General features: G+C 72.1%; 23 protein-coding genes and 2 pseudogenes. 15 read left to right on the top strand and 10 right to left on the bottom strand.

Annotation, left to right across the window (positions count from 1 at the left end; genetic code table 11):
- Positions 1 to 58: 58 nt before the first annotated feature.
- On the bottom strand, positions 59 to 1,045 hold the full coding sequence (locus IEZ04_RS28840; protein ID WP_189219923.1) for an AraC-like ligand-binding domain-containing protein: 987 nt from the start codon (positions 1,043 to 1,045) through the stop codon (positions 59 to 61).
- 369 nt (positions 1,046 to 1,414) lie between these two features.
- On the opposite strand from IEZ04_RS28840, the gene IEZ04_RS28835 reads away from it, so the two are divergent.
- From IEZ04_RS28835 to IEZ04_RS28820, 4 genes are all read left to right on the top strand, one after another.
- Positions 1,415 to 1,861 (top strand): peptidoglycan-binding domain-containing protein, encoded by a 447-nt coding sequence (locus IEZ04_RS28835; protein WP_189219922.1) that lies wholly within the window; start codon positions 1,415 to 1,417, stop codon positions 1,859 to 1,861.
- 277 nt (positions 1,862 to 2,138) lie between these two features.
- On the top strand, positions 2,139 to 2,384 hold the full coding sequence (locus IEZ04_RS28830) for a hypothetical protein (protein WP_189219921.1): 246 nt from the start codon (positions 2,139 to 2,141) through the stop codon (positions 2,382 to 2,384).
- Positions 2,381 to 3,430, top strand: a complete 1,050-nt coding sequence (locus IEZ04_RS28825; protein WP_229821337.1) for a peptidoglycan recognition protein family protein — start codon at positions 2,381 to 2,383, stop codon at positions 3,428 to 3,430. Before IEZ04_RS28830 ends, IEZ04_RS28825 begins: the two co-directional genes overlap by 4 nt.
- Before the next feature lie 152 nt (positions 3,431 to 3,582).
- Complete coding sequence (locus IEZ04_RS28820; protein WP_189219920.1) at positions 3,583 to 3,927, top strand: peptidoglycan-binding domain-containing protein; 345 nt, start codon at positions 3,583 to 3,585, stop codon at positions 3,925 to 3,927.
- A gap of 27 nt (positions 3,928 to 3,954) precedes the next feature.
- Here IEZ04_RS28820 and IEZ04_RS28815 read toward each other — a convergent pair whose 3' ends face one another.
- The 4 genes and pseudogenes from IEZ04_RS28815 to IEZ04_RS28800 form a co-directional block, all read right to left on the bottom strand.
- Positions 3,955 to 4,335 (bottom strand): hypothetical protein, encoded by a 381-nt coding sequence (locus IEZ04_RS28815; RefSeq protein WP_189219919.1) that lies wholly within the window; start codon positions 4,333 to 4,335, stop codon positions 3,955 to 3,957.
- A 54-nt stretch (positions 4,336 to 4,389) separates the two neighbouring features.
- Entirely contained in the window at positions 4,390 to 4,782 is a 393-nt protein-coding gene (locus IEZ04_RS28810) for a 5-carboxymethyl-2-hydroxymuconate Delta-isomerase (RefSeq protein ID WP_189219918.1), read from the bottom strand.
- A 236-nt stretch (positions 4,783 to 5,018) separates the two neighbouring features.
- Positions 5,019 to 6,773: a SpoIIE family protein phosphatase gene (locus tag IEZ04_RS28805; protein WP_189219917.1), complete on the bottom strand. Its 1,755-nt coding sequence runs from the start codon at positions 6,771 to 6,773 to the stop codon at positions 5,019 to 5,021.
- Positions 6,774 to 7,085: 312 nt separating this feature from the next.
- Positions 7,086 to 7,485 (bottom strand): annotated as a pseudogene (locus IEZ04_RS28800) (peptidase C39 family protein); the annotation flags it as partial.
- Positions 7,486 to 7,643: 158 nt separating this feature from the next.
- Between IEZ04_RS28800 and pgm the strand changes: the two are divergent.
- The gene (pgm, locus tag IEZ04_RS28795; RefSeq protein ID WP_189219915.1) at positions 7,644 to 9,284 is read left to right on the top strand and encodes a phosphoglucomutase (alpha-D-glucose-1,6-bisphosphate-dependent); all 1,641 of its coding nucleotides are present in this window, start codon (positions 7,644 to 7,646) and stop codon (positions 9,282 to 9,284) included.
- A 66-nt stretch (positions 9,285 to 9,350) separates the two neighbouring features.
- Here pgm and IEZ04_RS28790 read toward each other — a convergent pair whose 3' ends face one another.
- The 3 genes from IEZ04_RS28790 to IEZ04_RS28780 form a co-directional block, all read right to left on the bottom strand.
- Positions 9,351 to 9,920: a lytic transglycosylase domain-containing protein gene (locus tag IEZ04_RS28790; protein ID WP_189219914.1), complete on the bottom strand. Its 570-nt coding sequence runs from the start codon at positions 9,918 to 9,920 to the stop codon at positions 9,351 to 9,353.
- Between the two features lie 144 nt (positions 9,921 to 10,064).
- Positions 10,065 to 10,442 (bottom strand): LacI family DNA-binding transcriptional regulator, encoded by a 378-nt coding sequence (locus tag IEZ04_RS28785; RefSeq protein WP_189219913.1) that lies wholly within the window; start codon positions 10,440 to 10,442, stop codon positions 10,065 to 10,067.
- A 447-nt stretch (positions 10,443 to 10,889) separates the two neighbouring features.
- Positions 10,890 to 11,474, bottom strand: coding sequence for a TMEM165/GDT1 family protein (locus tag IEZ04_RS28780; RefSeq protein WP_189219912.1), 585 nt, complete (start codon positions 11,472 to 11,474; stop codon positions 10,890 to 10,892).
- 492 nt (positions 11,475 to 11,966) lie between these two features.
- Here IEZ04_RS28780 and IEZ04_RS28775 point away from each other — a divergent pair, with 492 nt between their 5' ends.
- The 4 genes and pseudogenes from IEZ04_RS28775 to IEZ04_RS36060 form a co-directional block, all read left to right on the top strand.
- A complete protein-coding gene (locus IEZ04_RS28775; RefSeq protein WP_189219911.1) occupies positions 11,967 to 12,479 on the top strand; it encodes an SRPBCC family protein in 513 nt (170 codons plus the stop codon).
- 29 nt (positions 12,480 to 12,508) lie between these two features.
- Positions 12,509 to 14,872, top strand: a complete 2,364-nt coding sequence (locus IEZ04_RS28770) for an FdhF/YdeP family oxidoreductase (RefSeq protein WP_373296373.1) — start codon at positions 12,509 to 12,511, stop codon at positions 14,870 to 14,872.
- A gap of 34 nt (positions 14,873 to 14,906) precedes the next feature.
- A complete protein-coding gene (locus IEZ04_RS28765) occupies positions 14,907 to 15,890 on the top strand; it encodes a hypothetical protein (RefSeq protein WP_189219910.1) in 984 nt (327 codons plus the stop codon).
- Between the two features lie 254 nt (positions 15,891 to 16,144).
- A pseudogene (locus IEZ04_RS36060) lies at positions 16,145 to 17,603 on the top strand (Tn3 family transposase); the annotation flags it as partial.
- Between the two features lie 142 nt (positions 17,604 to 17,745).
- Here IEZ04_RS36060 and IEZ04_RS28755 read toward each other — a convergent pair.
- The gene (locus IEZ04_RS28755) at positions 17,746 to 18,666 is read right to left on the bottom strand and encodes an SDR family NAD(P)-dependent oxidoreductase (RefSeq protein ID WP_189219909.1); all 921 of its coding nucleotides are present in this window, start codon (positions 18,664 to 18,666) and stop codon (positions 17,746 to 17,748) included.
- 51 nt (positions 18,667 to 18,717) lie between these two features.
- On the opposite strand from IEZ04_RS28755, the gene IEZ04_RS28750 reads away from it, so the two are divergent.
- Together IEZ04_RS28750 and IEZ04_RS28745 are read left to right on the top strand one after the other, a co-directional pair.
- Positions 18,718 to 19,365 carry a TetR/AcrR family transcriptional regulator gene (locus IEZ04_RS28750; RefSeq protein ID WP_229821334.1) on the top strand — a complete coding sequence of 216 codons (648 nt, stop codon included), beginning with the start codon at positions 18,718 to 18,720 and terminating at the stop codon, positions 19,363 to 19,365.
- A gap of 306 nt (positions 19,366 to 19,671) precedes the next feature.
- Entirely contained in the window at positions 19,672 to 20,337 is a 666-nt protein-coding gene (locus tag IEZ04_RS28745) for a recombinase family protein (protein WP_189219907.1), read from the top strand.
- A 230-nt stretch (positions 20,338 to 20,567) separates the two neighbouring features.
- Here the strand turns inward: IEZ04_RS28745 and IEZ04_RS28740 are convergent, their stop codons facing one another.
- Positions 20,568 to 20,963, bottom strand: coding sequence for an EVE domain-containing protein (locus IEZ04_RS28740; RefSeq protein WP_189219906.1), 396 nt, complete (start codon positions 20,961 to 20,963; stop codon positions 20,568 to 20,570).
- 379 nt (positions 20,964 to 21,342) lie between these two features.
- Between IEZ04_RS28740 and IEZ04_RS28735 the strand changes: the two genes are divergently transcribed.
- From IEZ04_RS28735 to IEZ04_RS28720, 4 genes are all read left to right on the top strand, one after another.
- Positions 21,343 to 22,539 carry a PP2C family protein-serine/threonine phosphatase gene (locus IEZ04_RS28735; RefSeq protein WP_229821333.1) on the top strand — a complete coding sequence of 399 codons (1,197 nt, stop codon included), beginning with the start codon at positions 21,343 to 21,345 and terminating at the stop codon, positions 22,537 to 22,539.
- A gap of 86 nt (positions 22,540 to 22,625) precedes the next feature.
- Positions 22,626 to 24,230 carry a sensor histidine kinase gene (locus IEZ04_RS28730; protein WP_189219971.1) on the top strand — a complete coding sequence of 535 codons (1,605 nt, stop codon included), beginning with the start codon at positions 22,626 to 22,628 and terminating at the stop codon, positions 24,228 to 24,230.
- A complete protein-coding gene (locus tag IEZ04_RS28725; protein ID WP_189219904.1) occupies positions 24,227 to 24,673 on the top strand; it encodes a response regulator in 447 nt (148 codons plus the stop codon). The genes IEZ04_RS28730 and IEZ04_RS28725 overlap by 4 nt, the downstream gene beginning before the upstream one ends.
- Positions 24,674 to 25,192: 519 nt before the next feature.
- Entirely contained in the window at positions 25,193 to 25,396 is a 204-nt protein-coding gene (locus IEZ04_RS28720) for a hypothetical protein (protein ID WP_189219903.1), read from the top strand.
- Positions 25,397 to 25,428 lie beyond the last annotated feature (32 nt).

Below are 25,428 nucleotides of genomic sequence, written 5' to 3'. Positions count from 1 at the left end.
GAGAGGTCTCCGTCCCCTGTCGCGCCCGGAACGGGACGCCGGGTCCGTCGCCGGCCCGTCAGGACGGTGCGCCGACGGCACCGCGCAGACACAGCCGCCGGTACTCGCCGGGCGGCATGCCGTAGGCGGTGCGGAAGACGCGGGTGAAGTCGGCGGGCTGGGGGAAACCCCAGCGGGCGGCTATCGCGTGCACGGGGCGCGCGGCCATGTGCGGGTCGGCGAGGTCCCGGCGGACGCGGGTGAGGCGCTGGTGGCGGATGTAGGAGGCGACCGTGGCGCCGTGGGCGTGGGCGTGGAAGAGACGGTGCAGTGTGCGCAGCGAGATGTGGTGGGCGGCGGCCACGTCGGCGGGCGAGAGCTCGTCGTCGTCCAGGTGGCGGTGGATGAAGTGCTGGATCTCCAGGAACTGCGCGCGCCGGCGGCTGTGCTCGGGTACCTGGTCCTGGGCGTCGAGGTGGTGGGCCAGCCATGCGGTGATCAGGTCGACGAGCACGCCGCCCAGTCTCTGGCCGTCGGCGGGCCGGCAGGAGGTGCTGTCGGCGGTCAGGTGCGTGAGGAAGCCGGCGAGCAGACACCCGACGCCTTCTCGTCCCGACATACGGACGGCCAGTAGCCGGTTCACGCGGTCCGGCGGCAGCGGCAGCACGGATCGCGGGACCCGCACCAGCACGGAGGCCGCCGGTTCCCGCCGGGCCTCCACCACGGCCTCGCGCGGACGGGACGCGGAGAACAGCACCAGATCGCCCGCCCCCAGCGACGCTTCCCTGCCGTTCTGCGAGATGCCCTGCCGACCGCGCAGTACGAGCGCCACGGCGTACGTCTCGGGGGCGGACTGCCGGCCCGGTCGCGGTCGTGACGTCAGGGACGTGTGGGTCTGGGCGGTCACCTGGACCTCACCCAGGCCGGCGGCGCGCAGCGACGCCTCGAACTCGGTCGCGCCGCCCACGCTCACATCGACCGCCAGCACACTTGCCGTGACGGCACGCCACGCCTCCTCCCGGTCCGACACCGGCAGGTCCCGACTGTCGTAGATCTTCTCCAGCATTGAGCACATCCTCACGCCTCGCCGTAACGATGTCCGATCTGCCTGGCCGGTCGGCGCTGCCACCATCCTCACGGGCCGGATGGTGCAGGGGCTCATGGTGTCCCCCGTCTGCTCGATGACCTCATCCGTCGCTCCTTGTGTAGGGGAGGTGACGGGCCCGGTTCCATCGTTTGCGGTGACACGAAAACCTCGCGCCACACCGCTTGCCGTCGGTCCCCCGAGGCCGCTGTCACTGAGCGCCAAGCCGATGGCGCCGAGCGCCAATGACAGGTCCGTGGCCCGACGGCACGCTGATCTGGCACGGCTGAGAGGCCGCCCGGGAACACCGCTCCGGGCGGCGACCGCTTCCTAACGAGGGGACGAAGAGAGATGCGACCTGCTTTCACGAGGACGCTCGTCAGCGCGACTGCCGTCATCGGGATCGCCGCCGGAAGCCTGGCGGGCGCGAGCGCCGGCTTCGCGGCACCCCGGCCGGCGGCCGCTCCCGCGGTGAGCAGCCAGGACCCGACCGTCCTCGCAGTCAACAATCTCGGCCTGAGCGTGTCGCAGGCCAAGCGCTGGCAGTGCTTCCTGCGTTCGTACGACTTCAACCCCGGCACGATCGACGGACAGCTGGGAACCAACAGCTGGAAGGCAGCCCAGAGGTTCTTCAACTACTACGACCTGTACGTCAACCGGGCACTCACCGTGGACGGCATAGTCGGTCCCGAAACCATCAAGGCGCTGCAGAACTTCCTGGGCGTCGCCACTGACGGGATCGCCGGGCCGGACACGAGGACCGCTTTCGCCGACTTCACCGGCTACGTCTCCTGCTAGGACCGACGCCGTCCCGCAACGGCTGACGCAATGAGGTGGTGCGGCTCCTGTGGCCGTGTCCGCGCAGGCACCGTTGACGGGACCGCCGAAGAGCGCACCGAACAACCCGACGTCCGGGCAACGGAGCAGGGCATGCCTGTCGCACCAGGGGAATGCCACGTGCCGGTGGTCCGGACGTCGGACGCCCAGCCCCAGCCGGACCCATCGCCCATCCACACCACACGGCTCCCCCGTACCGCCACCGCGCACCGGGCACGGCGAGTTCTCGAGGAGACACATGCACCTCACGCGCAGAGACGTCCTCCTGGCGGTCGGCTCGGCAGCCGCCGTCGCCGCTCTCTCCCTCAGGGGTGGCCCGCCGGCCACGGCCGCCGTGGCGGCCCCGGCCGAGTCACGCCCCATGCTCAGCCCCGCCGACCCGGACGCCCTCATCCCCACGGTCTCCGACCACTGGTACGCGCTCGGCGTGTCGCGGGAGCCGCTCAACGGCTGGGTCCACTGCACCTCAGGGGGTGAGCTGTGACGGCGTCCCGGCTCATCACCCGTGCGGCCTGGGGCGCCAGAGCACCGAAGAAGGTCTCCCACGACATACGGCCCGGTGACGGCGGTGTGGCCGTGCACCATATCGGCGGGAGCCCGCTGGCCATCACGGACCACGCCCAGTGCTCGTCCCTCGTGCGCAGTGTGCAGAACACCCACATGAACGGGGAGTACGACGACATCGCCTACTCCTTCCTGGCGTGTTCCCACGGCTATCTGTTCGAGGGCCGTGGCTACGGTGTCAGGACCGGCGCCAACGGCACGACGGACGCCAACGACCGCTTCTACGCCGTGTGCGCCCTGACCGGCGGGACGTCGAGCACGTACGACCCGATCACCACGGACCTGACCGAGGCCATCCGTACCGCCGTCGCCGGCATGCGCTCACTGGGCGGGGCCGGAGCCGCCGTCGTCGGGCACCGCGACCTCACCGCCACGGAATGCCCGGGCGCGCTGTACGCGTACGTGCGAAGCGGACGGTTCGAACCCGGTACCGCTCCCGACCCGCAGGATCCGCCGCCTCCCGGGCAGGAGATCCCGTGGCCGGGGGTCCTGCTGCAGTACCCGCCCGTCACCGTGCACTGGAGCGCGAGGACGTGGCAGCAGCAGATGCGCACCCGCGGCTGGACGATCGGCGTGGACGGCGCGTACGGGGAGCGGTCGCGTCGGGTGTGCCTCGCCTTCCAGCAGGAGAAGGGCCTCACCGTGGACGGCGTGGTGGGACCGGAGACCTGGCAGGCGGCCTGGCGGGCCCCGGTCACCGCGCCCGCGGACGGCGACACCTCCCACCTCGACGCCCCTCCCTGGCCCGGCGTGCTGTTCACCTACCCGCCGTTCACCCGGCACCCCGCGGTGACCACCTGGCAGACCCGCATGCGCGTACGAGGCTGGTCCCTCGACGCCGACGGTGTCTACGGCAGCCGCTCCCGGGAGGTGTGTCTCGCCTTCCAGAAGGAGAAGGGCCTCACCGCCGACGGAATCGTCGGACCGGCCACCTGGCAGGCCGCCTGGACGGCCCGCATCACCTGACTCCGCTCGCTCGGCTCGGCTCGCTCGGCTCACTCGGCTCCGCTCAAGGCGCCGAACAACGTCCGGAAGGGAACGCTGTGCTCACCACGTCCGCGTCACCCGGCCGTCGCGCTCTCACACGGGTCATAACGCCCACCCTCTCGGTTCTGGCCGTGCTCACCGCGGCGGCCGGCACCGCACAGGCGTCCGCCGTCCCGGTGCCCGGTGCGTCACCGGTCGCCGTGTCGTCGGCACCGGGTGACGGCCGGTCCACCGGGTGCGGCCACTACCTCGGCAACGCGCCGATCCCCGTCGGCGCCGTCGGGAAGCCCGTGCGGGAGGTCCGGTGCCTGCTGCGCCGCTGCGGCTACGACGTACCCGAGAACGGGATCCACGATGTCGGACTCGGCGGCGTCCTCGCGCGGTCCCAGCGCGACCACGGCCTCCACGCCGACGGGATCGTCGGCCACGCAACGTGGGCCGCGCTGCGCGCCTGCGGCGACGCGCCCCCGGCCTGACCGGGCCCGGCGCCCCGGTGCTCGTGATCACGCCCCGGCCGTGACCGTCCCGACTCGCAGGTACTTCGCGAACTCGATGTGGGAGAGGGGCGCGTAGGCGTCGCCGTCGCTGCCCGGGCGCTTCGATCCGTACTCGGACGCGAAGCTGAACTCCCCGGCGTTCTCGACGTTGAACGCGCCGTACTCCTGCAGTGCCTTCGTGACCATCCGCTCGTACGGCAGGAGCGAGGTGTCGGCGTCGACGTCGTACGCACGGTCCAGCCAGATGAACTGCTCCGCGCGCCAGCGGCCCCGTTCATCGCCGTCGCTCCTGACCGCCGGGTACACGTGCTCGCTGCTGTTGTCCGGGGTGCCGAAACCCAGGGCGTGGTCGATGCGGCCGGCCCTCCAGTCCTCGCGGGTGATCATCGCGTGAACCCGAGCTCCCGAGCGCCTGGTCCGGGGCGAGCTCGGACGCGCCGCCTATCCGTTCGGCGGATGCGAGCAGGCACCCGGCCGCCCCTCGGGCCGAGCCAGGCGGTAGGAGCCCGCCAGCTCCCGTATCTCCGCCGAGAGGACCACCCCGTCCGCACCGCCCGCCCGCAGGTGCTTGTCGACCAGGTGCAGGATGTCCTCGGCCAGGTGCGCCTTCAGTGTCTCGGAACGGCCCGGTCTGAGGCCGACCTCCACATGCACGAAGGCGCTCCCTCCGTGCGCACCGTCACCGACGTACGTCTCGGCCGGACGCAGGAACGTCTTGCACACGCCCGTGGAACCGCTCCGCTCGAGGACGAGCGGGTGCAGCTCCCTGACGAGGGCCGCGCGGTCGAGGACGTCGGCCAGCTGCACGGAGTAGTCGATGGTGAGGTGAGGCATGAGGACCTTTCGGGGCTCCTTGGTTCGTTCAGGCAACCATTTTCCCGGACGGCGGCGGCCGGCCTGCCTCGGATGCCGTCCCGGGGCGAAGGTGACCGCCGGGTGGGCACCACACCTCGTGACGCGGGTAACAGCAACCGCCCGGCGCCGGACTCCATGGGGGTGTGCCACGCCCTGCACCGTCCGCGGCTGCGGGCCGGACCGACGGGACGGGTTCGGTGGGAGTCGGGGAGGACTCACACCGGCCGGCGCCGGGAAGCCTCCGGTCCGGGGCACGGCCGGGCGGGTGTCCGCAGGGCGAGGAGGGCGACGTCGTCGTCGTTGGCGACGGGGCGGACCCGGCGCAGGAGCTGGTCGGTGAGGGAGGCCAGGGGGCGGTGGGCGAGGGCCGCGGCGTGCCGGCGGAGCCGGTGCAGGCCCTCGTCGAGGATGTGGCCGGCTTCCTCGATCAGGCCGTCGGTGTACAGCAGGAGGGTCGATCCGGGCGGCAGCAGGGCGGTCGCGTCGGCGCGGGTCGCACGGACTCCGGTGCCGAGGAGCAGGCCGTGGCCGTCGGTGAGGTAGTCGGCCAGGCCGTCGTGGCTGATCAGCAGGGGCGGCGGGTGGCCGGCGTTGGTCCAGGTCAGTTCCCAGTGGCCGTCGTCCGCCTCCTCGATCCGGGCGAAGATCATGGTGGCCATGCTGACGTCGGTGATGTGCATGACCGCCTCGTCGAGCCGTTCGACGATCCGGCTGGGGGGCTCCTGCTGGGACCAGGCGTAGGCGCGGAGCATGTTGCGCACCTGCGCCATGCCGGCCGCGGCCTCCAGGTCGTGGCCGGCGACGTCCCCGACGGCCAGCGCGGTGGCGTGGTCGGACAGGGTGAAGACGTCGTACCAGTCGCCGCCGACCTGTGAGGCGTCGGGTGCCGGCAGGTAGCGGGCCGTCATCTGCAGGCGGGGCACGTGCGGCATCTGGGGCAGCAGATGATTCTGCATGGTCTCGGCGACCTTGCGCTGACGCTGGTAGAGGCGGGCGTTGTCCAGGGCCAGGCCGGCGCGGCGGGCGATGTCCTCGAGCAGCGGGAGATCGGCGGTGGTGAAGTCCCTCGGTTCCTCGGCGCGGCCCAGGGTGAGCGCCCCCAGGACCTCACGCGTGCTGCGGATGGGGGCGATGGCCGCGGAGCGGATGCCGGTGGCCTCGAACAGACGGCGCTGTTCGACCGCGATGCCTGAGTCCGGGTCCCGCTGGTAGGTCTCCGGGCCGGCCAGGGTGGACGCGACCCCGCGCAGGGCGCTGGACAGGGGCATCGGGGACAGTGCCGGGACCGGAGGCATCGGCCCCTGGAGTTCCTCGTGACGCACCAGTGTGTCGCCGTCCGCGTGGACGACGGCGGCGCGCCACACCTCGTCACGATCGGTGATCAGATCGATGACGGCCCAGTCCGCCAGCCGGGGCACCACCAGCGACACCAGCCGGTGCAGCGCCTCCTCGACATCGAGGGTGGAGGTCAGCTGAGTGGTGGTCTCGGCCAGCAGCGCGAGCCGTTCCAGTTCCGGCAGCGGCCTCGCCGTCGGCTCGGGGTACGGCTCGGCCTCCTGCGGGCGCCGGGCGTGGAAGAGGACGAGCGTGCCGTGCTCGTCGTCCCCGACGTCGTACGGGGTGATCAGCCACGAGATGGGCAGCAGGGAGCCGTCCCCGCGTGCGAAGAAATCCTCCTCGCCCTGGGCGGTCCGCCCGGCGTGGAAGGCCTGACGCATGCCGCACCGCGTCCTGGGCAGGGGCTGGCCGTGCGCGTCCCGGTGCAGCAGGTCGTGCGCGTCCCGGCCGAGCATGTCCCCGGCGGGCCGGGCCAGCAGCTGTTCGGCGCGGGCGTTGACCCCGATCACGCGGCCCTGCTCGTCCACGACGTAGGCTCCGGTCCCCATGGCCGCCAGCGCCCTGGTGAGCGCGGCGGCAGCTGCCGCCGGGCGCCGTTCCCCGTCGGATTCCGTCTGCTCCGGCTCTGCCATGGTCCTCAACTCCCCGACCGTCCGGCGGCCTCGTCGTTCCGCGCGAACCCGGCTCCGTCACGTCCGGCCGTACTCCGAGCACGTCCGGAGGAGCCGGATCCCCGAGGCCCCGAGGCGCGGGCACCCCGCGGCTCTCCGCAGCGTATGCGGAAGGAGTCCGCGAACCGGCATCGGGAGCCGAAACTCCTCCACGTGATCACGAGCACGTCACAGGCACCAGGGCCGGCGGCGGCCGTCGTAGTACGACCGTAGGACAGCCGGGCGGGGCAGACGCCCCGGGAGGCCGGACGATGCCGGAACGCCGCCGGCCGCTCACATCCGGTCCGCCACGATCCCCGATGACGCACCGCGCCGCTGCGGGCGGCCGATGGTCACGGCACCGCGGAAGCGGTTCGCCGGGACGGTCGACATCGTGTCGAGCGACGCGTCGGGGACGGGCAGCGCGCGCTCACGCCCACGCGAGCAGCAGGTCTTACCCTGCGACCCGGCGTGGGGGACCAGGATCAGCACACGCTCCCGTCGGCCGGCCGTGTCCCGGATCGCGGTCGGGGGGAGGTGCCCCGGGTCGACCGGGACGCCGATGCGCTCGGCCTTTCGTACGCGACGCGCGCTGGAGCAGGGCACGCCACTCCTGCTCGTTCTCCGCGAGGTGGCCGAGCAGGACGGGCCGGTCCGTGTCGGGGTGGACCGTGACGGGGCACGGCGGCCACGCGCAGGACGTACCGGAAACACGAGTTCGTCCGGGCCCGCGCCCGCTGCCGCGCCCGCCGGACATGTCTCACATCGACGGCCTGGTGTGCGTCCCGGCCGACCGGGCAGGGAGAATGAAGGCTGTACCCAGATGGTCGACTCTTTCGGAGGAGCGGGTAGATGCAGGACGCGCGAGCGGGACAGGTCGCCGGGCCCGAGGACCTCGTCGATGTGGCCCGCCTGGTAACGGCGTACTACGCGCTGCACCCCGACCCGGCCGAACCGGGTCAGCGGGTGGCGTTCGGCACCTCGGGACACCGCGGCTCCTCCCTCGCGGCGGCGTTCAACGAGGACCACATCGCGGCCACCAGCCAGGCCATCTGCGAGTACCGCGCCGCCCAGGGCACCGACGGGCCCCTCTTCCTGGGCGCCGACACCCACGCCCTGTCGGAGCCCGCGCGGATCACGGCGCTGGAGGTCTTCGCCGCCAACGACGTGACCGTCCTCGTCGACCAGGCCGACGGCTACACGCCCACCCCGGCCGTGTCGCACGCGATCCTCACCCACAACCGCGGCCGTACCTCCGGCCTCGCCGACGGTGTGGTGGTCACCCCCTCGCACAACCCGCCGGCCGATGGCGGCTTCAAGTACAACCCGCCGAGCGGCGGCCCCGCCGGTTCGGACGCCACGTCCTGGATCCAGGACCGCGCCAACCAGATCATCACGGGCGGCATGAAGGACGTACGGCGCATCCCGTACGCCCGCGCCCTGGCCGCTTCCGGCACCGGCCGCCACGACTTCCTCGGCACCTACGTCGCCGACCTGCCGAACGTGCTGGACCTCGACGCCATCCGGTCCGCCGGTGTACGGATCGGCGCCGACCCGCTCGGCGGCGCCTCCGTCGCCTACTGGGGCCGGATCGCCGAGGAGCACCGGCTCGACCTGACGGTGGTGAACCCGCTCACCGACCCCACCTGGCGCTTCATGACGCTGGACTGGGACGGCAAGATCCGTATGGACTGCTCCTCGCCGTACGCCATGGCCTCGCTCATCGAGCAGCGCGACCGGTTCGACATCGCCACGGGCAACGACGCCGACGCCGACCGGCACGGCATCGTCACGCCGGACGGCGGCCTGATGAACCCCAACCACTACCTGGCCGTGGCGATCTCCTACCTCTTCTCGCACCGGGAGCAGTGGCCCGCGGACGCCGGGATCGGCAAGACCCTGGTGTCGTCCAGCATGATCGACCGGGTCGCGGCGGACCTCGGCCGGCAGCTGATCGAGGTCCCGGTCGGGTTCAAGTGGTTCGTGGACGGCCTGTCCGGCGGCACGCTCGGCTTCGGCGGCGAGGAGTCGGCGGGCGCGTCCTTCCTGCGCCGCGACGGCTCGGTGTGGACCACCGACAAGGACGGCATCATCCTGGCCCTGCTCGCCTCCGAGATCACGGCCGTCACCGGCAGCACGCCCTCGCAGCACTACGCGCGGCTCACCGACCGTTTCGGCGCCCCCGCCTACGCACGCGTCGACGCCCCGGCCTCCCGCGAGGAGAAGGCACTGCTCGCCAAGCTGTCCCCGGCCCAGGTCACCGCCGACACCCTCGCCGGCGAGCCGGTCACCACGGTCCTCACCGAGGCCCCCGGCAACGGCGCCGCCCTCGGCGGCATCAAGGTCGCCACCGCCAACGCCTGGTTCGCGGCCCGGCCCTCGGGCACGGAGGACGTCTACAAGATCTACGGGGAGTCCTTCCTCGGCGCGGACCACCTGCGCCAGGTCCAGGAGGAGGCCAGGTCCGTGGTGCTCGGGGCGCTGGGCACCTGACGCGGGCACGCTCGTGATGACGGCCCCCGCCGCCGACGGACCGCCGGCGGGGGCGGGGCCGGGGCGTCAGTCCGCCGGCACCTCGGCGGCCCGGCGCCGGTGCGCACGGAAACGGCGCAGGTACGACCGTGCCATGGGGCCCGGCGGGACGCCCCGGGCGAAGGCCCGCATGTTGCGTACGCCCGCGTTGTAGCCCAGGGCGAGGAGCTCGTCGCGGGTGTAGCGGTCCACGTGCCGCTCCGGAAGGCGCCGGTCGAGGTCGTGCAGGTGCAGGGCCGCCACGTGGATGGCGAGGGCGGGGTCGTCGCGGAGGTCCTGCCACCGCTGGTCCAGTCCGTGCGCCCGCCTGACCTCTTCGAACGTGGCACGGTGCATGTTGGCCACCCCGAAGGACGCCTCCGGCTTCCACCACTGCCACAGCCGCTCCAGCAGCGGATGGTGCGGCTTGTACGCCTCGTTGTGGAGCACGGTCATCACCAGCGAGGGCGACACTCCCGCCTCCCGGGCGCTGCGCACCACGCACGCGGCGTAGTCGGCCGGGTCGTAGCCGCCGGGACGCAACGGCGGGGTCCGGACGTCACCGCGGTCCGCCGGCCGGGACCGCTGCCTCGACACCGCTGCCGGCCGCTCGGCCATCCTCGCCCACCTCTCCCCCGCCACCCCTTCGGCCTGGGCGGCAGGACTTCCGCCCTTCTTCCTGGACATGCGCGTGCCCGCACGGTTCGGCCTCAATCGCACGGGCCCCATGGCCCTCGCAGCCGGTGCCCCGCCACCGGCGCGTCAGGGCCGGGTGAACCCGGCCCGCCAGTCACGCGCACCGGGAAGGGGCGGGGCGTCGATGCCGGCGTGCCCCTCGTCGGCGGGGACGAGCACGACGTCGTAGTCGTGCCCGCGCGCGGTGGCGGTCACCGTCTCGATGAACGGCAGCACCCCCGCGAGTTCCGTCTGCGCCGAGAAGCGGACGACGAGTCCGAGCACGCTCGTGCGTCGCAGCTTCAGCGCCCGCGCGCCGGCGTTCGGGTGGTAGCCGAGCTCGCGCATCGCCCGCTCGACCTTGGCGCGGGTGGCCGGGGAGATCGCGCGGCTGCCCGACATCACACAGGACACGGTGCTCTGCGCGACACCCGCCCGCAGCGCCACGTCCTTGCTGGTCACCACCGCGTACTCACCCTCCCGACGTCCTCCCGTGCCCTCCGGGACACCGCTCCCAGGCGTGGAGCGCGCACATCCGGTGAGACGCGGCACGGCCGGCGCACGCCCGCGCACCGTGGTGATCCACGCCGAGGACAGCGACTACGGCCGTGGCACACGCCCCTTCGGTGATCCGGACGGTCGGGCCCCACGCGAGTCCTGGAGCGCCTTCGACGCCCGGCACTGCTCAGCCACGGCACCGTTCCCCCTCTCGGCGACCCCCGCACCTGGATCCGGCGTTTCCGCGGCACCGACGTACGGTTCGGCCCCGCGGACGACACCGGTACGCCGCTCCGGTTCGAGATCACGTGACGCGGGCCCGGCCCAGGTCATCGACCGGGGTGACGAGGGTGCCGGGCCTCTCGGGGTGTCTGCCGCGGCCGGCCGGGACGAGTCCCCGCCGTACGGTTCCGGTCAGCCCGTGAAGGCCTCGACGAGGGTCCACAGGGCGAGTACGACCATGCAGGCCCCACCGATGCGCTGCACGGTCCTGAGGGGGACGCGCTTGGCGATGAACTGGCCGACGAGGAGCGCGAGGGCGGAGACGGACATCAGCGCGGCGGCGGAACCGACGGCGGTGGGAAGCCAGCCGTTGGTGGCGGCGAGGTTGGCCGTGGTGATCTGGGTGAGGTCACCCCACTCGCTGATGAAGACGGCCATGAAGGCGGTGGTGTAGACCGGCCAGAAGCCGGTCACCGTCTTGGCACCGGCTTCGTCGTCATCGTCGTCGCCCCCGCTGCGCAGGAGGACGAAGGCGCCGAAGGCGAACAGGGCGGCCGAGACGAGTTTGACCGCCATGTCCGGCAGCAGACCGAGGAGGCTGCCGGCACCGACGGCGATGGCGACATGGACGATGAACGCGGTCGAGGTGCCGAACCACACGTACAGGGGCCGCATGCGGGTGCCCATGGCCAGCGAGGCGAACATCGTCTTGTCGGGGAGCTCGGCGAGGAAGATCAGCCCGAAGGCGGTGATGATCGCCAGGGGGTCGAAGGTCATCGAAGTGCTTTCTGCTGGGGCCGGGCCGCGGGCTCGTACGGCACCCAGGGGGCGACGGGGGAACCTGTTCGGCCCGGCACGACGGAGCCGCCCGCACGGTCGGTGCGGACGCAGGGTCATGCATGGCCGAAGGTCTCGTCCACCCCGGCAGTGTGCCGAGGCCCGGTGGCCGGGACAGGAGCCCTGTCCAGCGTGTCGACCAGCGGTGTTGCGGGACTACTCCCCTTCGCTGCCGCAAGCCTAAACGATCCGCCAGGGGGAGCGGAAGCCGGGTCCGTGGCCGGCACGGGCACACGCCCCCGGCCCCGCCGCGCGGGGTCCGTCCGCGCGGGCGTCGCGCACGGACCCCGCGCAGCGGGGCCGGAACGGCCGGAATGAGACTGCCGTGCCGGGGAACCGGGTGGGGGAAGCGCGGGCGTCCGCGCCCGGGTGCCGCGTGTCACTGTCGTACCGCGCGGCCACCGGTGGGTTGCGAGGAGACGGACGGTGGCCATGAGCACCACTGAGGAGTCGATCGACGTCGACGTCCCGGTCCACGTGGCGTACAACCAGTGGACGCAGTTCAGGACCTTCCCCCGGTTCATGGACGGCGTCCGGCGTGTCGACCAGATCCAGGCGGCGTTCACCCACTGGGTGGTCCGGTACGGGGCGAAGACCTACCGGTTCGACGCGGAGATCCTGGAACAGGTCCCCGACCGGCATCTGACCTGGGAGGCGCTCGACGCACCCCGCCACCGGGGCACCGTGACGTTCCGAGCCCTGGACGCGGACCGCTGCCGGGTGACCCTGCGGATCGGACTCTCGAAGCCGGGGGTCACGGAGCGGGCGGGAGACGCGCTCGGTCTCACCCGCCGAGCCGTCCGCCGTTCGCTCACGTGCTTCAAGGAGTTCATCGAGCATCAGGGCTGCGAGACCGGTACCTGGCGCGGCGAGATCAGCAAGGGGCATGTGCGACTCGATGCGGGACAGGACCGGCCCGTGGTGCCGACCTGGCCGACCGGCTGAGCGCACGACGAGAACGAGGAGAGTCGACGTTGCAGCGAGTACCGAGCGAGGAACCGAACGAGGAGACACACGAGGACCACCTCGCGGTCACCCCGCCCGCGACCTGGGCAGCGGGCGTGCCGGCGGTGTACCACGCGATGCAGTACTCCCTGTCCCAGACGTCACCGAAACGTACGGCGCTCACGCTGCTGAACCTGAACCAGGTACGCGGCTTCGACTGCCCCGGCTGCGCCTGGCCCGAGCCGGAGCCGGGGGACCGTCCGGTCAACGAGTACTGCGAGAACGGCGCCAAGCACACGAACGACGAGGCGACCTCACGCCGCGTCACCACCGACTTCTTCAGCCGCCACTCGGTCGCCGAGCTGGCCGGGAAGTCCGACCGGTGGCTCAACCAGCAGGGCCGGCTGACCCGGCCCATGGTCAAGCGGCCCGGCTCCGAGCACTACGAACCGATCTCCTGGAGCGCCGCCCTCGACCTGCTCGCCGACGAACTGCGGGCCCTCGACTCCCCCGACGAGGCGGTCTTCTACACCTCCGGCCGCGCGAGCAACGAGGCCGCGTTCGTGCTGCAGCTGTTCGCCCGGGCCTTCGGGACGAACAACCTGCCCGACTGCTCCAACATGTGCCACGAGTCCAGCGGCTCCGCACTCAACGAGACCCTGGGCATCGGCAAGGGCGACGTCAGCCTGCGCGACCTCTACCACGCCGACCTCGTCTTCGTCGTGGGCCAGAACCCGGGTACGAACCACCCGCGGATGCTGTCCGCGCTGGAGGAGACCAAGCGCCGCGGCGGCCGCATCGTCGCCGTCAACCCGCTGCCCGAGGCGGGACTCGCCCGCTTCAAGAATCCGCAGCGGCCCCGGGGCGTCGTCGGCCGCGGCGTCCGGATCGCCGACAAGTTCCTGCACATCAAGGTCGGCGGCGACCTCGCGCTCTTCCAGGCGCTCAACCTCCTCCTGCTCGAGGCGGAGGACGCCGCCCCCGGCACCGTGCTCGACCGCGCCTTCATCGACGGCCACACCACCGGCTTCGAGGAGTTCGCCACCCACCTGCGCGCCACGGTCTCCTGGCCGGAGGTGGAGGAGGCCACCGGGCTGACCCGCGCCCGGATCGAGGAGATCCGTGACCTGGTCCTGGAGAGCAAACGCGTGATCGTCTGCTGGGCGATGGGCCTGACCCAGCACAAGCACGGGGTACCCACCATCCGCGAAGTGGTCAACTTCCAGCTGCTGCGCGGCAACATCGGCCGGCCCGGAGCCGGCGTGTGCCCGGTGCGCGGCCACAGCAACGTGCAGGGCGACCGCACGATGGGCATCTGGGAACGGATGCCCGACTCCTTCCTCGACGCCCTCGCCCGGGAGTTCTCCTTCGAGCCGCCCCGGGAGCACGGCCTGGACTCCGTCGGCTCGATCAGGGCGATGCGGGACGGCCGCGCCAAGGTCTTCCTCGGCCTGGCGGGCAATTTCGTACGGGCCACTCCGGACAGCGAGGTCACGGAGGCGGCGATGCGCCGCTGCCGGCTCACCGCGCACATCTCGACCAAGCTCAACCGCTCCCACACCGTCTGCGGCGAGACGGCCCTGATCCTGCCCACCCTCGGCCGCACGGAACGGGACGTACAGGCCACCGGCGAGCAGTTCGTGACCGTCGAGGACTCGATGAGCCAGGTCCACGCCTCACGCGGAGTCCTGCGGCCCGCCTCCAAGCACCTGCTGAGCGAGGTCGCCATCCTCAGCCGGCTGGCCCGCCGCACGCTCGGCGACAAGGTACCCGTGCGCTGGGCACGGTTCGAGGCGGACTACGGGTGCATCCGGGACCACATCGCCCGTGTCGTACCGGGCTTCGAGGACTTCAACACACGTGTCTCCCGGCCCGGCGGCTTCGGGCTGCCCAACCCGGTGAACGAGGGCCACTTCCCCACCCCGTCCGGAAAGGCCCTGTTCAGCCGGAACGACTTCGAGATGCTGAGCGCCCCGGAAGGACACCTGATCCTGCAGACGCTGCGCTCGCACGACCAGTGGAACACCGTGCCCTACACGGACAACGACCGCTACCGCGGCATCCACGGGTCCCGCCGCGTCGTGTTCGTCAACCCCGACGACATACGGGCACTCGGCCTCGCGGAGGGCGCCCGCGTCGACCTGGTCGGCGTCTGGCGCGACGGCGTGGAACGCAGGGCGGAGGACTTCCGGGTGGTCGGGTACAACACCTCCCGCGGCTGCGCCGCCGCCTACTACCCGGAGACGAACGTGCTGGTGCCGCTGGACAGCGTGGCGGACATCAGCAACACCCCGACGTCCAAGGGGATCGTCGTCCGCCTGGAGGAGCGTACGGAAGCCACGGAGGCACGCACGCCGCAGGGGGCGGCGGGGCGGGCGGCCGCTTCCGCCTGACCGGGCGGAAGCGGCCCGGGCGACAATGGGAGGCATGCCGGAGTTCGCCTCGATCACCGCTCTCGACGCACTCCTTGCCGACGTGCGGGTGGGCAAGGAGCGGCGGCGCCAACTGGCCATGGTCCGCGGTGAGATGGAGCGGGCCCTGGCCCGCGGCGGGCTGCCGGTCGGTGCCCGGCGCAGCCTGCGGCGCCTGCTCGAGAAGGAGGCGCTGGGCACGTATCTCCGGCTCGCGGAGTCCGGCGCGCTGCGCGCCCGGCAGCTGGCCGGCGGCTACCCGCCCACCTCACCGGCCACCAACGAGGCCCGGTTGCAGTGCCTGCAACTGGTGCGCAAGGCGTACGGGATGCCCCCGCTGCGGCTGGGCAACGGCGGCCGGACACCCCTGCGGCCCACCCCCGACTACGGCACCCTGGCCGCCCTGCGCCGCGAGCTGGACCAGAACCTCGCCACGGCGATGTCACCGGGCCTGACACGCCTCACCGCCCTGCTCGCCCTGGTCCTGGACGCCGCCCCGCGCGCCGGGGAACTGACCGCGCTGCGGCTGCACCACCTCGCCCCCGGCGGACAAGCGGTGTACGTCGAACGGCGCCCGCAGCGCGGCGCGGTCGAGACGGACAGCGCCTGGTACCCGCTCTCCCCCGTCGGGCGGGCCGCGCTGGAACGATGGCTGGCGGTCCGCGCCCGACTGGTCGAACGCGCCCACGGCACCAGCCGGTTGTGGGTGAGCCTGTTCGTCAACCACGCCGGCCTCCCCGACGCGGACGGGAACGCCGTACTGCGCCCGCCCGGGATGCCACTGGAGGAGAAGGGCCTCATCTCCAGCTACCGCACCGGCCGGGCCCGGTACGGCCTGACCTCCCTGCTGCCGCCGAAAATGGAACAACTGCGCCGCGCCGTCCTCGACCAGGCCCCGCCCGTCCCCCTGGCCGCAGCCCCGGCCACGCTCCCACCCAGCGGACAGCGCGCTCCTGCTCCGCATCGCCCCGTACCCGCTGCTCGGCAGGGCCCGCAGTAGACGGGTGTGAGTAGTCGGCGTACAGGAGATCCCGGTGAGATTGATCTTGATTGGCCAGCACACCGTCCTGGGGCCTCGCCGAGGTCCACGGAAAGATCGTCGAGCGGATGTCGGTCGCGACCGTCGAGGCCCCGGTGCCCGAGGACGACGGGTCGGCCGAGGCGGCGATGCGCGAGAAGCTGGCCCTGCGCTACAACACCGTGCGCCCCTTCCCCTCCTTGCTGGGCGAGTCTCACGCGCTGGGCGCCGCCCCGGCCGGGCGGCGCATCCTGAAGGCGGTGCGCCGCCTGCCCGCGCTCTCGCGGCGGCGGGTCAAGGACCGGCCGTCGCTGCCCCGCGAGATCGACGCCGGGCTGGTGCCCGCCCTATGGAAGCGGGCGGTGTTCTCCAACGCCAAGCTGCCCCAGGGGGCGGTCGACCGGGACGCGTACGTGGTGTGCGTGCTGGAGCAGCTGCACCGCGCGCTGAACCGGCGCGCGGTGTTCGCCGCCCCGTCGAACCGGTGGGGCGACCCGCGCGCGAGGCTGCTGGGCGGAGCGCGGTGGGAGGCGATGCGCGCGGATGTGCTCGCGGGCCTGTCCCTGACCGAGGACGCCGGCGAGCACCTGGTCCAGCTCACGTGCGGGCTCGATGCGGCCTGGCGGCAGATGACCGACCGGCTCGCCGAGGCCGGCGACGATGCGAAGGTGGAGACTGTCGTACCCGAGGGCGGCGGCCGGGCCCGCCTGTCGGTGGACAAGCTCGGCGGCGGTTCGTCGTCCCGGTCAAGAGCATCGACACCGGCCCCTCGTCCAAGTACTACGGTTACAAACGCGGCGTGACCTGGCTCAACGCCGTCAACGACCAGGTCGCGGGGATCGGCGCGATGGTCGTGCGCGGCGCGCCGCGCGATAGCCTGTACACGCTGGACACCCTGCTCGATCTCGACGGCGGGGTGAGGCCGGAGATGGTCGCGACCGACAACGCCTCGTACTCCGACATGGCCTTCGGCCTGTACAAGATGCTTGGCTTCCGCTTCGCCCCGCGCTTCCGGGACCTGGACGACCAGCGGTTCTGGCGTGCGGACCTGCCGACGGGGACGGCCCGCCCGGCAGGTACGGGCCGCTGGAGGCTGTCGCCTGCAACAAGGTGAACCGCAAGCGGATCGCCACGCGCTGGCCGGACATGCTCCGCGTCGCCGGATCGCTCATCACCAACCAGGTCCGCGCCTACGACCTGCTGCGGATGTTCGGCCGCGAGGGCCACCCAACTCCGCTGGGTGCCGCGTTCGCCGAGTACGGCCGCATCGACAGGACCATGCACCTGCTCGCCCTGATCGGCCCGGTCGACGACACCTACCGCCGGCTGACGAACCGGCAACTCACCGTGCAGGAGTCCCGCCACCGCCTGGCCCGCGCGATCTGCCACGGCGGCCGGGGCCAGATCCACCAGGCGTATCGCGAGGGCCAGGAGGACCAGCTCGCCGCCCTCGGCCTGGTCCTCAACGCCGTGGTGCTGTGGAACACCCGTTACCTGGACGCAGCCGTCGCCCAGCTCCGCGCCGGGGGCCACGACATCAAGGACGAGGACGTCGCCCGCCTCTCCCCGCTCGAGGACCGGCGCATCACCTTCCTGGGCCGTTACCTCTTCAACATCAAGGCCAGTGGCCCCGGCCAGGGCCTGCGGCCCTTCCGGGCCCCGGACGCCATCGAGGACGACGAGGACGAAGCCTGAGAACCTGATGTGGATGCCCTGCGCATGAAAGCCGTGGCCTGTGGTCTGGCCGCGGTGCGACGCTCGTGCAGTGAGCCCGCGGCTCGACGCCGGGGCAGTCCTCGTCCCGGGCAGGAGGGCAAGTTGTCCGTTGACTGTGAGCTCACCGGTGGCCGCACCACAGGGGACGGAGCCGTTCGTGGAGTACTCGTCGGCCAACGGCTTTCTTCGGGTAGTGGCGGCGCAGGTTGGCGGCGAGGACGCGGTCGAGCGTGCGGTCGGACAGCATCGGGCCCAGGCGCATGATCAGGGCGGCATCCCGGCCGGCGGTGTAGCGGGTGCGCGGTCTACGCGTCGTCACGGCCCTCGTGATGACCCGGGCGGCGGCGTCGGCGGTCAGGCCTGAAGCAGTACCCGAGGTCATCAACTTGTTGTTCGCCTGGACCAGGCTGCCGTAACGCTCGTCCTGCTCCGGCGTCATCTGGGCAGCCAGGTGGTTCGCCGTCTCGACCCCGCGGGCAGCCATCTCCGTGCGGACGCCGCCGGGCTCGACCACGACCACCTGTACGCCCAGCGGAGCGACCTCCCGGCGGAGCGAGTCGCTGACCGCCTCCAGGGCGAACTTCGCGCCGGCGTACGCGCCGTATGTGGCCATGGCGAACTTGCCGCCGACCGAGCTGATGTTGATCACACGACCCTTGCTGCGCAGCAGCGCGGGTAGGAGCGCTTGAGTGACGGCGATGTGGCCGAAGAGGTTGACTTCGAACACCCGCCGCCACTCTGACATCGGCAGGACTTCGACCGGGGCGTTCACCTGGACGCCGGCGTTGTTGACGAGCGCGTGCAGCGCGCGCGGGTCGTCGGCGACCCGGGCGGCGAGTGCCTCCACCTGCTCGGACTCGGTGATGTCGAGGATGACCGGCTCGATGCCGGTCGATCGGATGGCGTCGGCGTCACGGTCGCGTCGCACGCCGGCCAGGACGTGGAATCCCTGGCGAGCCAGTTCGCGGGCGGCTGACGCGCCCATGCCCGTGGAGGCTCCGGTCACGACGATCAGCTTCTGAGTTTCAGATGACGTTGTCACCTTGGCTACGGTACCGGTTTAGATGACACTGTCAACTGTATGATGGGCGTCATGACCACCCGTGCCGAGTCCGCCGCCGCCACCCGCCGCGCCCTGCTCGACGCGGCCGCCGAGCTCCTCGACCTCGGCGGCCCCGAAGCGGTCACCTTGCGCGAGGTGGGCGCGCGGGCAGGCGTGACCCGGGGAGCGCCGTACCGGCACTTCACGGGCAAGGACAGCCTGCTGACCGCCGTCGCGGCCGAAAGCTGGGAACGGATCGGCGACCAGGTGCACGCCCTTCGGACCGACCCGGCCCTGTCCGCCTCCGAGAAGCTGCGCGGCGCTCTCCGCGCCCTCATCGACGTCGGCCGGAACCAGCCGCACCTGTACCAGGTGTTGTTCAGGCGGCGCGCGAACCTTCCTGGGCAACTCGGTGACGGGATGGATCGCATCCGGCGTCAGCTATGCGGGCCGGAAGGCGACCCGGCCGTGGCCGACCGCGCGGCCGAACGCTTTCAGGACGAGTTCCTGGACATCGTCGCCGCCCTCGCGGGAGAGCGGAACGCACGGCATTACGGCGCCCTGCTGCTGACCAGCGCCCACGGCATCGCGGGCATGGAGCTCAGCGGCCACCTCGACACGGACAAGTGGCACACCACCGTCGACGAACTCGTCGACACCCTCGTCCGCATGGTCACGGACGCCGGTGAAATGACATAGCGACGCCCACGGCCCCTCGACGGCAGACGCCCCGCGCGAGGACGGCGAGGACCCGCGGCGAGCTGATGCTCTCCTTCTCGTCTCGCTCAACCTGCACCTCCTGGGTGCCTTCGCTCTGCCGGTTGCGGAAGCCGTCCGCACTATCCTCCGGGGCGCCTGAGCACTTGCCGGTTCGTCAAGGAACCTTCGTCCCTGAAGACCCCTCCCGGAGAGCTGTCCGACCCCCTGGAGCCTTCAGGAAACCCTTCCGAAACCCGGGTCGTCCAAGAACCCCAGACCGCCGTTTCCTGAACGTGATCCGGGGCCATGACGGCCCCTCAGGAGCCCGCGGACGGCGCGGACGTGCTCGTCGCCGAGCCGCTCGTACGCATCGAGATCGGGTACGCCCGGGTGTCGACCGGCGGGCGGAAACTGGAGCGGCAGATCGACGCGCTCACCGCCGCCGGATGCCGGAAGATCTTCGCGGACAAGAGGTCCGGCAAAGACGCACTCCGCCCCGAGCTGAAGGCGTGCCACGCCTTCCTCGATCCGGGCGACACACTCGTGGGCCCCTCGCTCGACCGCTACGGCCGCAGCCTCCAGGACCTCATCAACATGGTCGCCGAGCTGCGCGAGCGCGGCGTCGGCTTCACCTCACTGCACGAGAACCTCGACACCACCACCCCGGGCGGGCGGCTCGTTCTCCATGTGTTCGCCGCTCTCGCGGAGTTCATCCGCGAACTCATCGTCTTCGGCACCAAGGAGGGCTTGGCCGCGGCCCGCGCCCGCGGCCGAGTCGGTGGACGCCCCGGCGTCGCCACCGAGGAGATCATTCGCGCCGCCCGGGACCTGCTGCCCGGCCCGGGCCGCTCGATCACCTCGATCGCCAAGCTCCTCGGGGTCTCCCCGGGCACGCTCCACCACCACATCCCGGACCTGCGCGAGCTCCGCGCCGGCGGCGTCCCACGTCAGCTCGAAGCTCCCGCGCGATAGGCGAACCCGAACAAGATCAATCTCAGCGGCACTTTCTGCACCTCACCTACTCACACCCGGTAGGGCCGCAGCGCTCCGTCACTCCGCCACCGCGGCAGACGGCCACCGCCACGATGTGCGCGCCGGCCGAAGGGCCTGTTATTACGACGTTCCCCACGACGCCTCGCGGCCGCGCCGGAGACCGGGCTGTGCTGCTCCGGTACCCGCCCCCGCTCCCGCCCCGGAGGCCGTCACAGGCCGGCGTGATCCAGCAGGAGTCGCAGGTCGCTGTCCTTCACCCGGGTGACGCCCTGCGGGTGCCGGTTGGACAGGGCGTGCAGCGGGACGGGGTCGCGGTGCAGCCGGCGAGTCGCGTCCAGGTGCAGTGTCGCCGGGAACCGCCACGGCTGACGGGGGCTTCCGGCGACCTCGTACGGCTCGTCGTCGATCTCGGCCACCGCGGCGATCTCCCGCACCGGCGCGGCGAAGTAGATCCACAGGCGGTCACCGGGCGCCATGCGCCGCCACCTGGACAGGCACCACACCCGGTGGGGCGCTCTCTCGGCGAGTTCCAGCATGCGGTCCTTGGCGGAGGAGCCCCCGTCCGGGGCGGTGTCTGCGGGTTTCACGATGAACAGCCAGTCCACGGACGCTTCTCCACTCCTGTGCGCCTTGATCCGTACGGTGACCGGTTGATCCGTACGGTGACCGGTGCGGGTCTCCTACGTGCTGCCCGGCGGGGGAGCTCCCATGCCCGCGCGCACCTGATCCCGCCCCGCCCCGGCCCCGGGGCTCCGCAGCCGTCCCACCGGGGGACTGCCGTCGTCGGCCATGGCATGACCTGCACAAACCGGCGGCGCGCGCCTGGGCCGGATGCTGTGAACTTTCTGCAAGTATTCGAAGAAATCTCAATCGGCGGACGCGGGTAAACTCGACGTGGTCACTCTCCGGTGGCCACGAAAGAACATATGAGCGCAAGGGCGGGAAGGCGGGATCGTGTCGGCGTCACAGCCGTGGGCTGCCCGCTTGCCCTCATCGGCCAGGAACGGGGCGGAGGCGGCAGCCGGACAGTGGTGGGAGCCCTCGGTGCTGCTGGTCGAGGACGACCCCGGCGATGCCCTGCTGGTCGAGGAACTGGTCGCCGACAGCACCCTGAAGGTGCACCTGCGCTGGGTCCGCTCCATGGCCGAGGCGCGGGAGGCGCTCGCGGCCGAGGTGCCGGACTGCGTGCTGCTGGACCTGAACCTGCCGGACACCCACGGACTGGAGGCCCTCCACCGTATCCGGGCCCGTACCGATCAGGTCGCGGTCGTCGTCCTCACGGGCCTGGCGGAGGAGGAGACCGGTCTCGCGGCGGTGACGGCCGGCGCCCAGGACTACCTGGTCAAGGGCCGGGTGGAGCCGGAGCTGTTCGGCCGGGCGGTGCGGTACGCGATCCAGCGCAAGCAGGCCGAACAGGCGGCCGTCGCCCTGCAGGCCAGCCAGATGCAGGCCCAGGAGAACGCCCGGCTGGAGCGCGGCCTGCTGCCGCGGCCGCTGCTGCACAGCGCCGCGGTGGACGTGGTGACCCGCTACCGGCCCGGCCGGGCCCAGGCACTGCTGGGCGGCGACTTCTACGACATCGTGCAGAGCACCGACGGCGCCGTGCACGCCCTCATCGGTGACGTCTCCGGGCACGGCCCCGACGAGGCCGCGCTCGGCGTCGCCCTGCGCATCGCCTGGCGCACCCTGGTCCTCAGCGGCGTCACCGGCGCCGAGCAGGTGAGCCGGCTGCAGGAGATCCTGATGGCCGAGCGGGCCGCACCGTACATCTTCGCCACCCTCACGGTCCTCACGGCCGAACCCGGGACGCCGCGCGTCCGTCTGATCCGCGCCGGCCACCCGGGCCTGCTGCGGCGCACCGGGGACGGCGGCGTGGAGTGGGTGGAGGTCGCCGGCGGGCCCGCGCTCGGCGTCGTGTCCGGAGCGCACTGGCCGGAGGAGGAACTGACGGTGGCGGCGGGTGGGGCACTCGTGTTGTTCACCGACGGTCTCTTCGAGGGGCACATCGGCCGCGGCAGGGAGCGGCTGGGCGAGGAGGGGCTGCTGCGCCTGGCGCGCGAAGTGGCCGGTCTGCCGCCCGAGGCCTTCGTCGACGAGCTGATCGAGCGGGCGGAGGCCCACGCGGAGAGCCAGGGCGGCCTGGACGACGACGTGGCCGTCCTGCACCTGCGCTGGAACTGAGCCGGGGCGGAACCAGCCCGCGCCGGAGATGAGACGGGCGAACGGAAACGGTGTCGGAGAACACGGTGAGTGAGAAGACAGGCAGGATGCGAGCCTGGCGCCGGCTGACGGTGCAGGGCTGGTTCCAGGTGGTCCTGGCGCTGATGGTGCTGATGGTGGTGATCGGCACCGTGGTCGGCGCCCGGCTGCTGGGAGAGACCGCGGACGTCACCGACCGGCTGACCGACCGCATCCAGCCGGCCCGGACGGAGGCGTACCGGCTGCAGGCGGCCCTGGTCAACCAGGAGACCGGCGTGCGCGGCTACGCGATCGCCGCCGACCGCCAGTTCCTCGACCCGTACACGCAGGGCGTCGAGGACGAGGCGCGCGCCGTGCGCCGGATGCGCGAGCTCATCGGCGACCAGCCCCGGCTGCTCGCCGACCTGGAGGCGGTCGAGCGTCAGGCGGCGGACTGGCGGCGGGCCTATGCCGAACCGCTCGTCACCGACGTCACCCCCGGGGAGCCCCGGACCGTCGACCGGCAGACCGCCGAACGCGGCAAGGAGGTCTTCGACGAGGTCCGCGCCCTGTGGGGCACCCAGAACGAGCACCTGACGCAGGCCGTCAGGGACGGCAAGGAGGAGCTGGACCGCGTCCGCGCGGTCCGCACGGTGATCCTCGTCGCCATGGTGGTGCTCTTCGTGCTGACCGGCGTGGTCCTGGCGGTCCTGGTCCGGCTGCTGGTCGCCCGCCCGCTCCAGGGTCTGCGCGACTCCTCCCGCCGCGTGGCCCGCGGCGACTTCGGCCACGTCATCACCGGCAGGGGGCCGGCCGACCTCGCGGCGGTGGCCGGGGACGTCGAGGACATGCGGCAGCGGATCGTCGCCGAACTGGAGGCATCCCGCCAACAGCACGACACCCTCTCCCGGCAGGCGGCCGACCTGGACGCCCAGGCCGTGGAACTGCGCCGCTCCAACGCCGAGCTGGAGCAGTTCGCCTATGTCGCCTCCCACGACCTGCAGGAGCCCCTGCGCAAGGTCGCCTCCTTCTGCCAGCTGCTCGAGAAGCGGTACGGCGACAAGCTCGACGACCGCGGCCGGCAGTACATCGACTTCGCCGTCGACGGCGCCAAACGCATGCAGGTCCTCATCAACGACCTGCTCACCTTCTCCCGCGTCGGGCGCCTCAACGACGCCCGCGTGGACGTGGACCTCGGCCAGACCCTCACCAAGGCCCTGGCCAACCTGGACGCCGCCGTCACCGAGACCGGCACACGGATCGAACGCCCCGAGCACCTGCCCCGGATCGTCGGCGACCCGACGCTGCTCACCATGCTGCTGCAGAACCTGGTCGGCAACGCCGTCAAGTTCCACCACCCCGAGCGCCCGCCACGGATCCGGATCACGTGCGACGAGGACCCGGACGCCCCCGGCACCTGGCGGCTGTGCGTCACCGACAACGGCATCGGCATCCCCGAGGAGTTCGCCGAGAAGGTCTTCGTCATCTTCCAGCGGCTGCACAGCCGCGACGCCTACGGGGGCACCGGCATCGGCCTCGCGCTCTGCAAGAAGATCGTCGAGCACCACGGCGGCCGCATCTGGATCGACACCGCGCACACCGGCGGCACCCGCGTCTGCTTCACCCTGCCGTTCAGCCCCGACGACGCCGCTGACGGCGCCGACGCCCGCACCGAGGAGAACATCCCGTCATGACGACCCCCGCCACCCCGATCGACGTCCTCCTCGTCGAGGACGACCCCGGCGACGAACTGATGACGCGCGAGGCGTTCGAGGACAACAAGATCGGCAACACCCTGCACGTCGTACGGGACGGGGAGGAAGCCCTCGACTTCCTCTACCGCCGCGGCCGGCACGGCGAGGCGCCGCGCCCCGACCTGATCCTCCTCGACCTCAACCTGCCGAAGTACGACGGGCGGCAGGTCCTGGAGCGCATCAAGTCCGACGCGGACCTGAGCGACATCCCGGTGGTCGTGCTCACCACGTCGGCCGCCGAGGAGGACATCCTGCGCAGCTACAAGCTGCACGCCAACGCGTACGTCACCAAGCCGGTCGACCTGGACCAGTTCATCGCCGCGGTCCGGCAGATCGACGACTTCTTCGTCCAGGTGGTACGCCTCCCCCGGCGCAGGGCCTGACGGCAGGCTCACTCTCGTGACCTCGTAGCTCCCGGACCGGCCGTACGACAGCGAACGCCGGTCCACCATCCGCATCGGCGGCGTGGGGCCGCCGTCGGGTGGACCGTGGCCGACGACCTCCACGGCCACCCCGGCCAGGAACGCCAGGCTCGGAACCGGCTCCGGTGGCCCACGGCAGGGTGTGCCGGTGATGGCCTCGAGTGCGGCGGTCGTGACGGTCCCCGGCTCGCCCGAAGAGGCGGTGCCGCGCCCCGACAGGTCGCCCGTTCAGGACCACGTGACCGGGCCGGGCGCTGCCGCGGACGCCCCGTCTCCAGCGGCCGGAACGGGCGTCACCGCCCGTCCGGCCGTCACGGCCACCGCCCCGGCGCACTCATGGAGTCGCAGCACCGGCTCCGGCCTCCGGCCAGTGAGCATCGGCGAAGGCCCGCATCACACGGTCCAGTTCACGGTGTTCCGGCCCGTGCCCCATGAATGTGCCGCAACGGCCGCGAGCCGCCCCTGCCGGTGGTGACGGGCATGACCCCGCTGGACGCCGTCGAGTCCGGCACCGCGACCGGTCCCGCCACGCCGGGACCGCGGGCACCCCTGTCCGGGCGACCGCGCGAGGGATACGACGCCGACGTGCTGGTCCGCGACGAGGATCCGCTCGTGGACATCGAGGTACTGGCGCAGCCCGAGCACATCACCGGGGTCTGGAAGGCAGGAGTCCGGGTCAAGTGACCGGCCGGGTCCCCGCCTCCACGGGCCGGTGC

The sequence above is a fragment of the Streptomyces ruber genome (genome assembly GCF_014648075.1).
Lineage (GTDB): Bacteria > Actinomycetota > Actinomycetes > Streptomycetales > Streptomycetaceae > Streptomyces > Streptomyces ruber.
Note: the sequence above shows the minus strand (reverse complement) of the source record. Positions and strands in the feature narration are given on the sequence as shown.

Excerpts from the sequence above, each read along its gene's own strand:
- IEZ04_RS28840 (WP_189219923.1), bottom strand. The coding sequence starts at position 1,045 with ATGCTGGAGAAGATCTACGACAGTCGGGACCTGCCGGTGTCGGACCGG.
- IEZ04_RS28835 (WP_189219922.1), top strand. The coding sequence starts at position 1,415 with ATGCGACCTGCTTTCACGAGGACGCTCGTCAGCGCGACTGCCGTCATC.
- IEZ04_RS28830 (WP_189219921.1), top strand. The coding sequence starts at position 2,139 with ATGCACCTCACGCGCAGAGACGTCCTCCTGGCGGTCGGCTCGGCAGCC.
- IEZ04_RS28815 (WP_189219919.1), bottom strand. The coding sequence starts at position 4,335 with ATGATCACCCGCGAGGACTGGAGGGCCGGCCGCATCGACCACGCCCTG.
- IEZ04_RS28810 (WP_189219918.1), bottom strand. The coding sequence starts at position 4,782 with ATGCCTCACCTCACCATCGACTACTCCGTGCAGCTGGCCGACGTCCTC.
- IEZ04_RS28805 (WP_189219917.1), bottom strand. The coding sequence starts at position 6,773 with ATGGCAGAGCCGGAGCAGACGGAATCCGACGGGGAACGGCGCCCGGCG.
- pgm (WP_189219915.1), top strand. The coding sequence starts at position 7,644 with ATGCAGGACGCGCGAGCGGGACAGGTCGCCGGGCCCGAGGACCTCGTC.
- IEZ04_RS28790 (WP_189219914.1), bottom strand. The coding sequence starts at position 9,920 with ATGGCCGAGCGGCCGGCAGCGGTGTCGAGGCAGCGGTCCCGGCCGGCG.
- IEZ04_RS28780 (WP_189219912.1), bottom strand. The coding sequence starts at position 11,474 with ATGACCTTCGACCCCCTGGCGATCATCACCGCCTTCGGGCTGATCTTC.
- IEZ04_RS28775 (WP_189219911.1), top strand. The coding sequence starts at position 11,967 with ATGAGCACCACTGAGGAGTCGATCGACGTCGACGTCCCGGTCCACGTG.
- IEZ04_RS28765 (WP_189219910.1), top strand. The coding sequence starts at position 14,907 with ATGCCGGAGTTCGCCTCGATCACCGCTCTCGACGCACTCCTTGCCGAC.
- IEZ04_RS28750 (WP_229821334.1), top strand. The coding sequence starts at position 18,718 with ATGACCACCCGTGCCGAGTCCGCCGCCGCCACCCGCCGCGCCCTGCTC.
- IEZ04_RS28745 (WP_189219907.1), top strand. The coding sequence starts at position 19,672 with ATGACGGCCCCTCAGGAGCCCGCGGACGGCGCGGACGTGCTCGTCGCC.
- IEZ04_RS28730 (WP_189219971.1), top strand. The coding sequence starts at position 22,626 with ATGCGAGCCTGGCGCCGGCTGACGGTGCAGGGCTGGTTCCAGGTGGTC.
- IEZ04_RS28725 (WP_189219904.1), top strand. The coding sequence starts at position 24,227 with ATGACGACCCCCGCCACCCCGATCGACGTCCTCCTCGTCGAGGACGAC.
- IEZ04_RS28720 (WP_189219903.1), top strand. The coding sequence starts at position 25,193 with ATGACCCCGCTGGACGCCGTCGAGTCCGGCACCGCGACCGGTCCCGCC.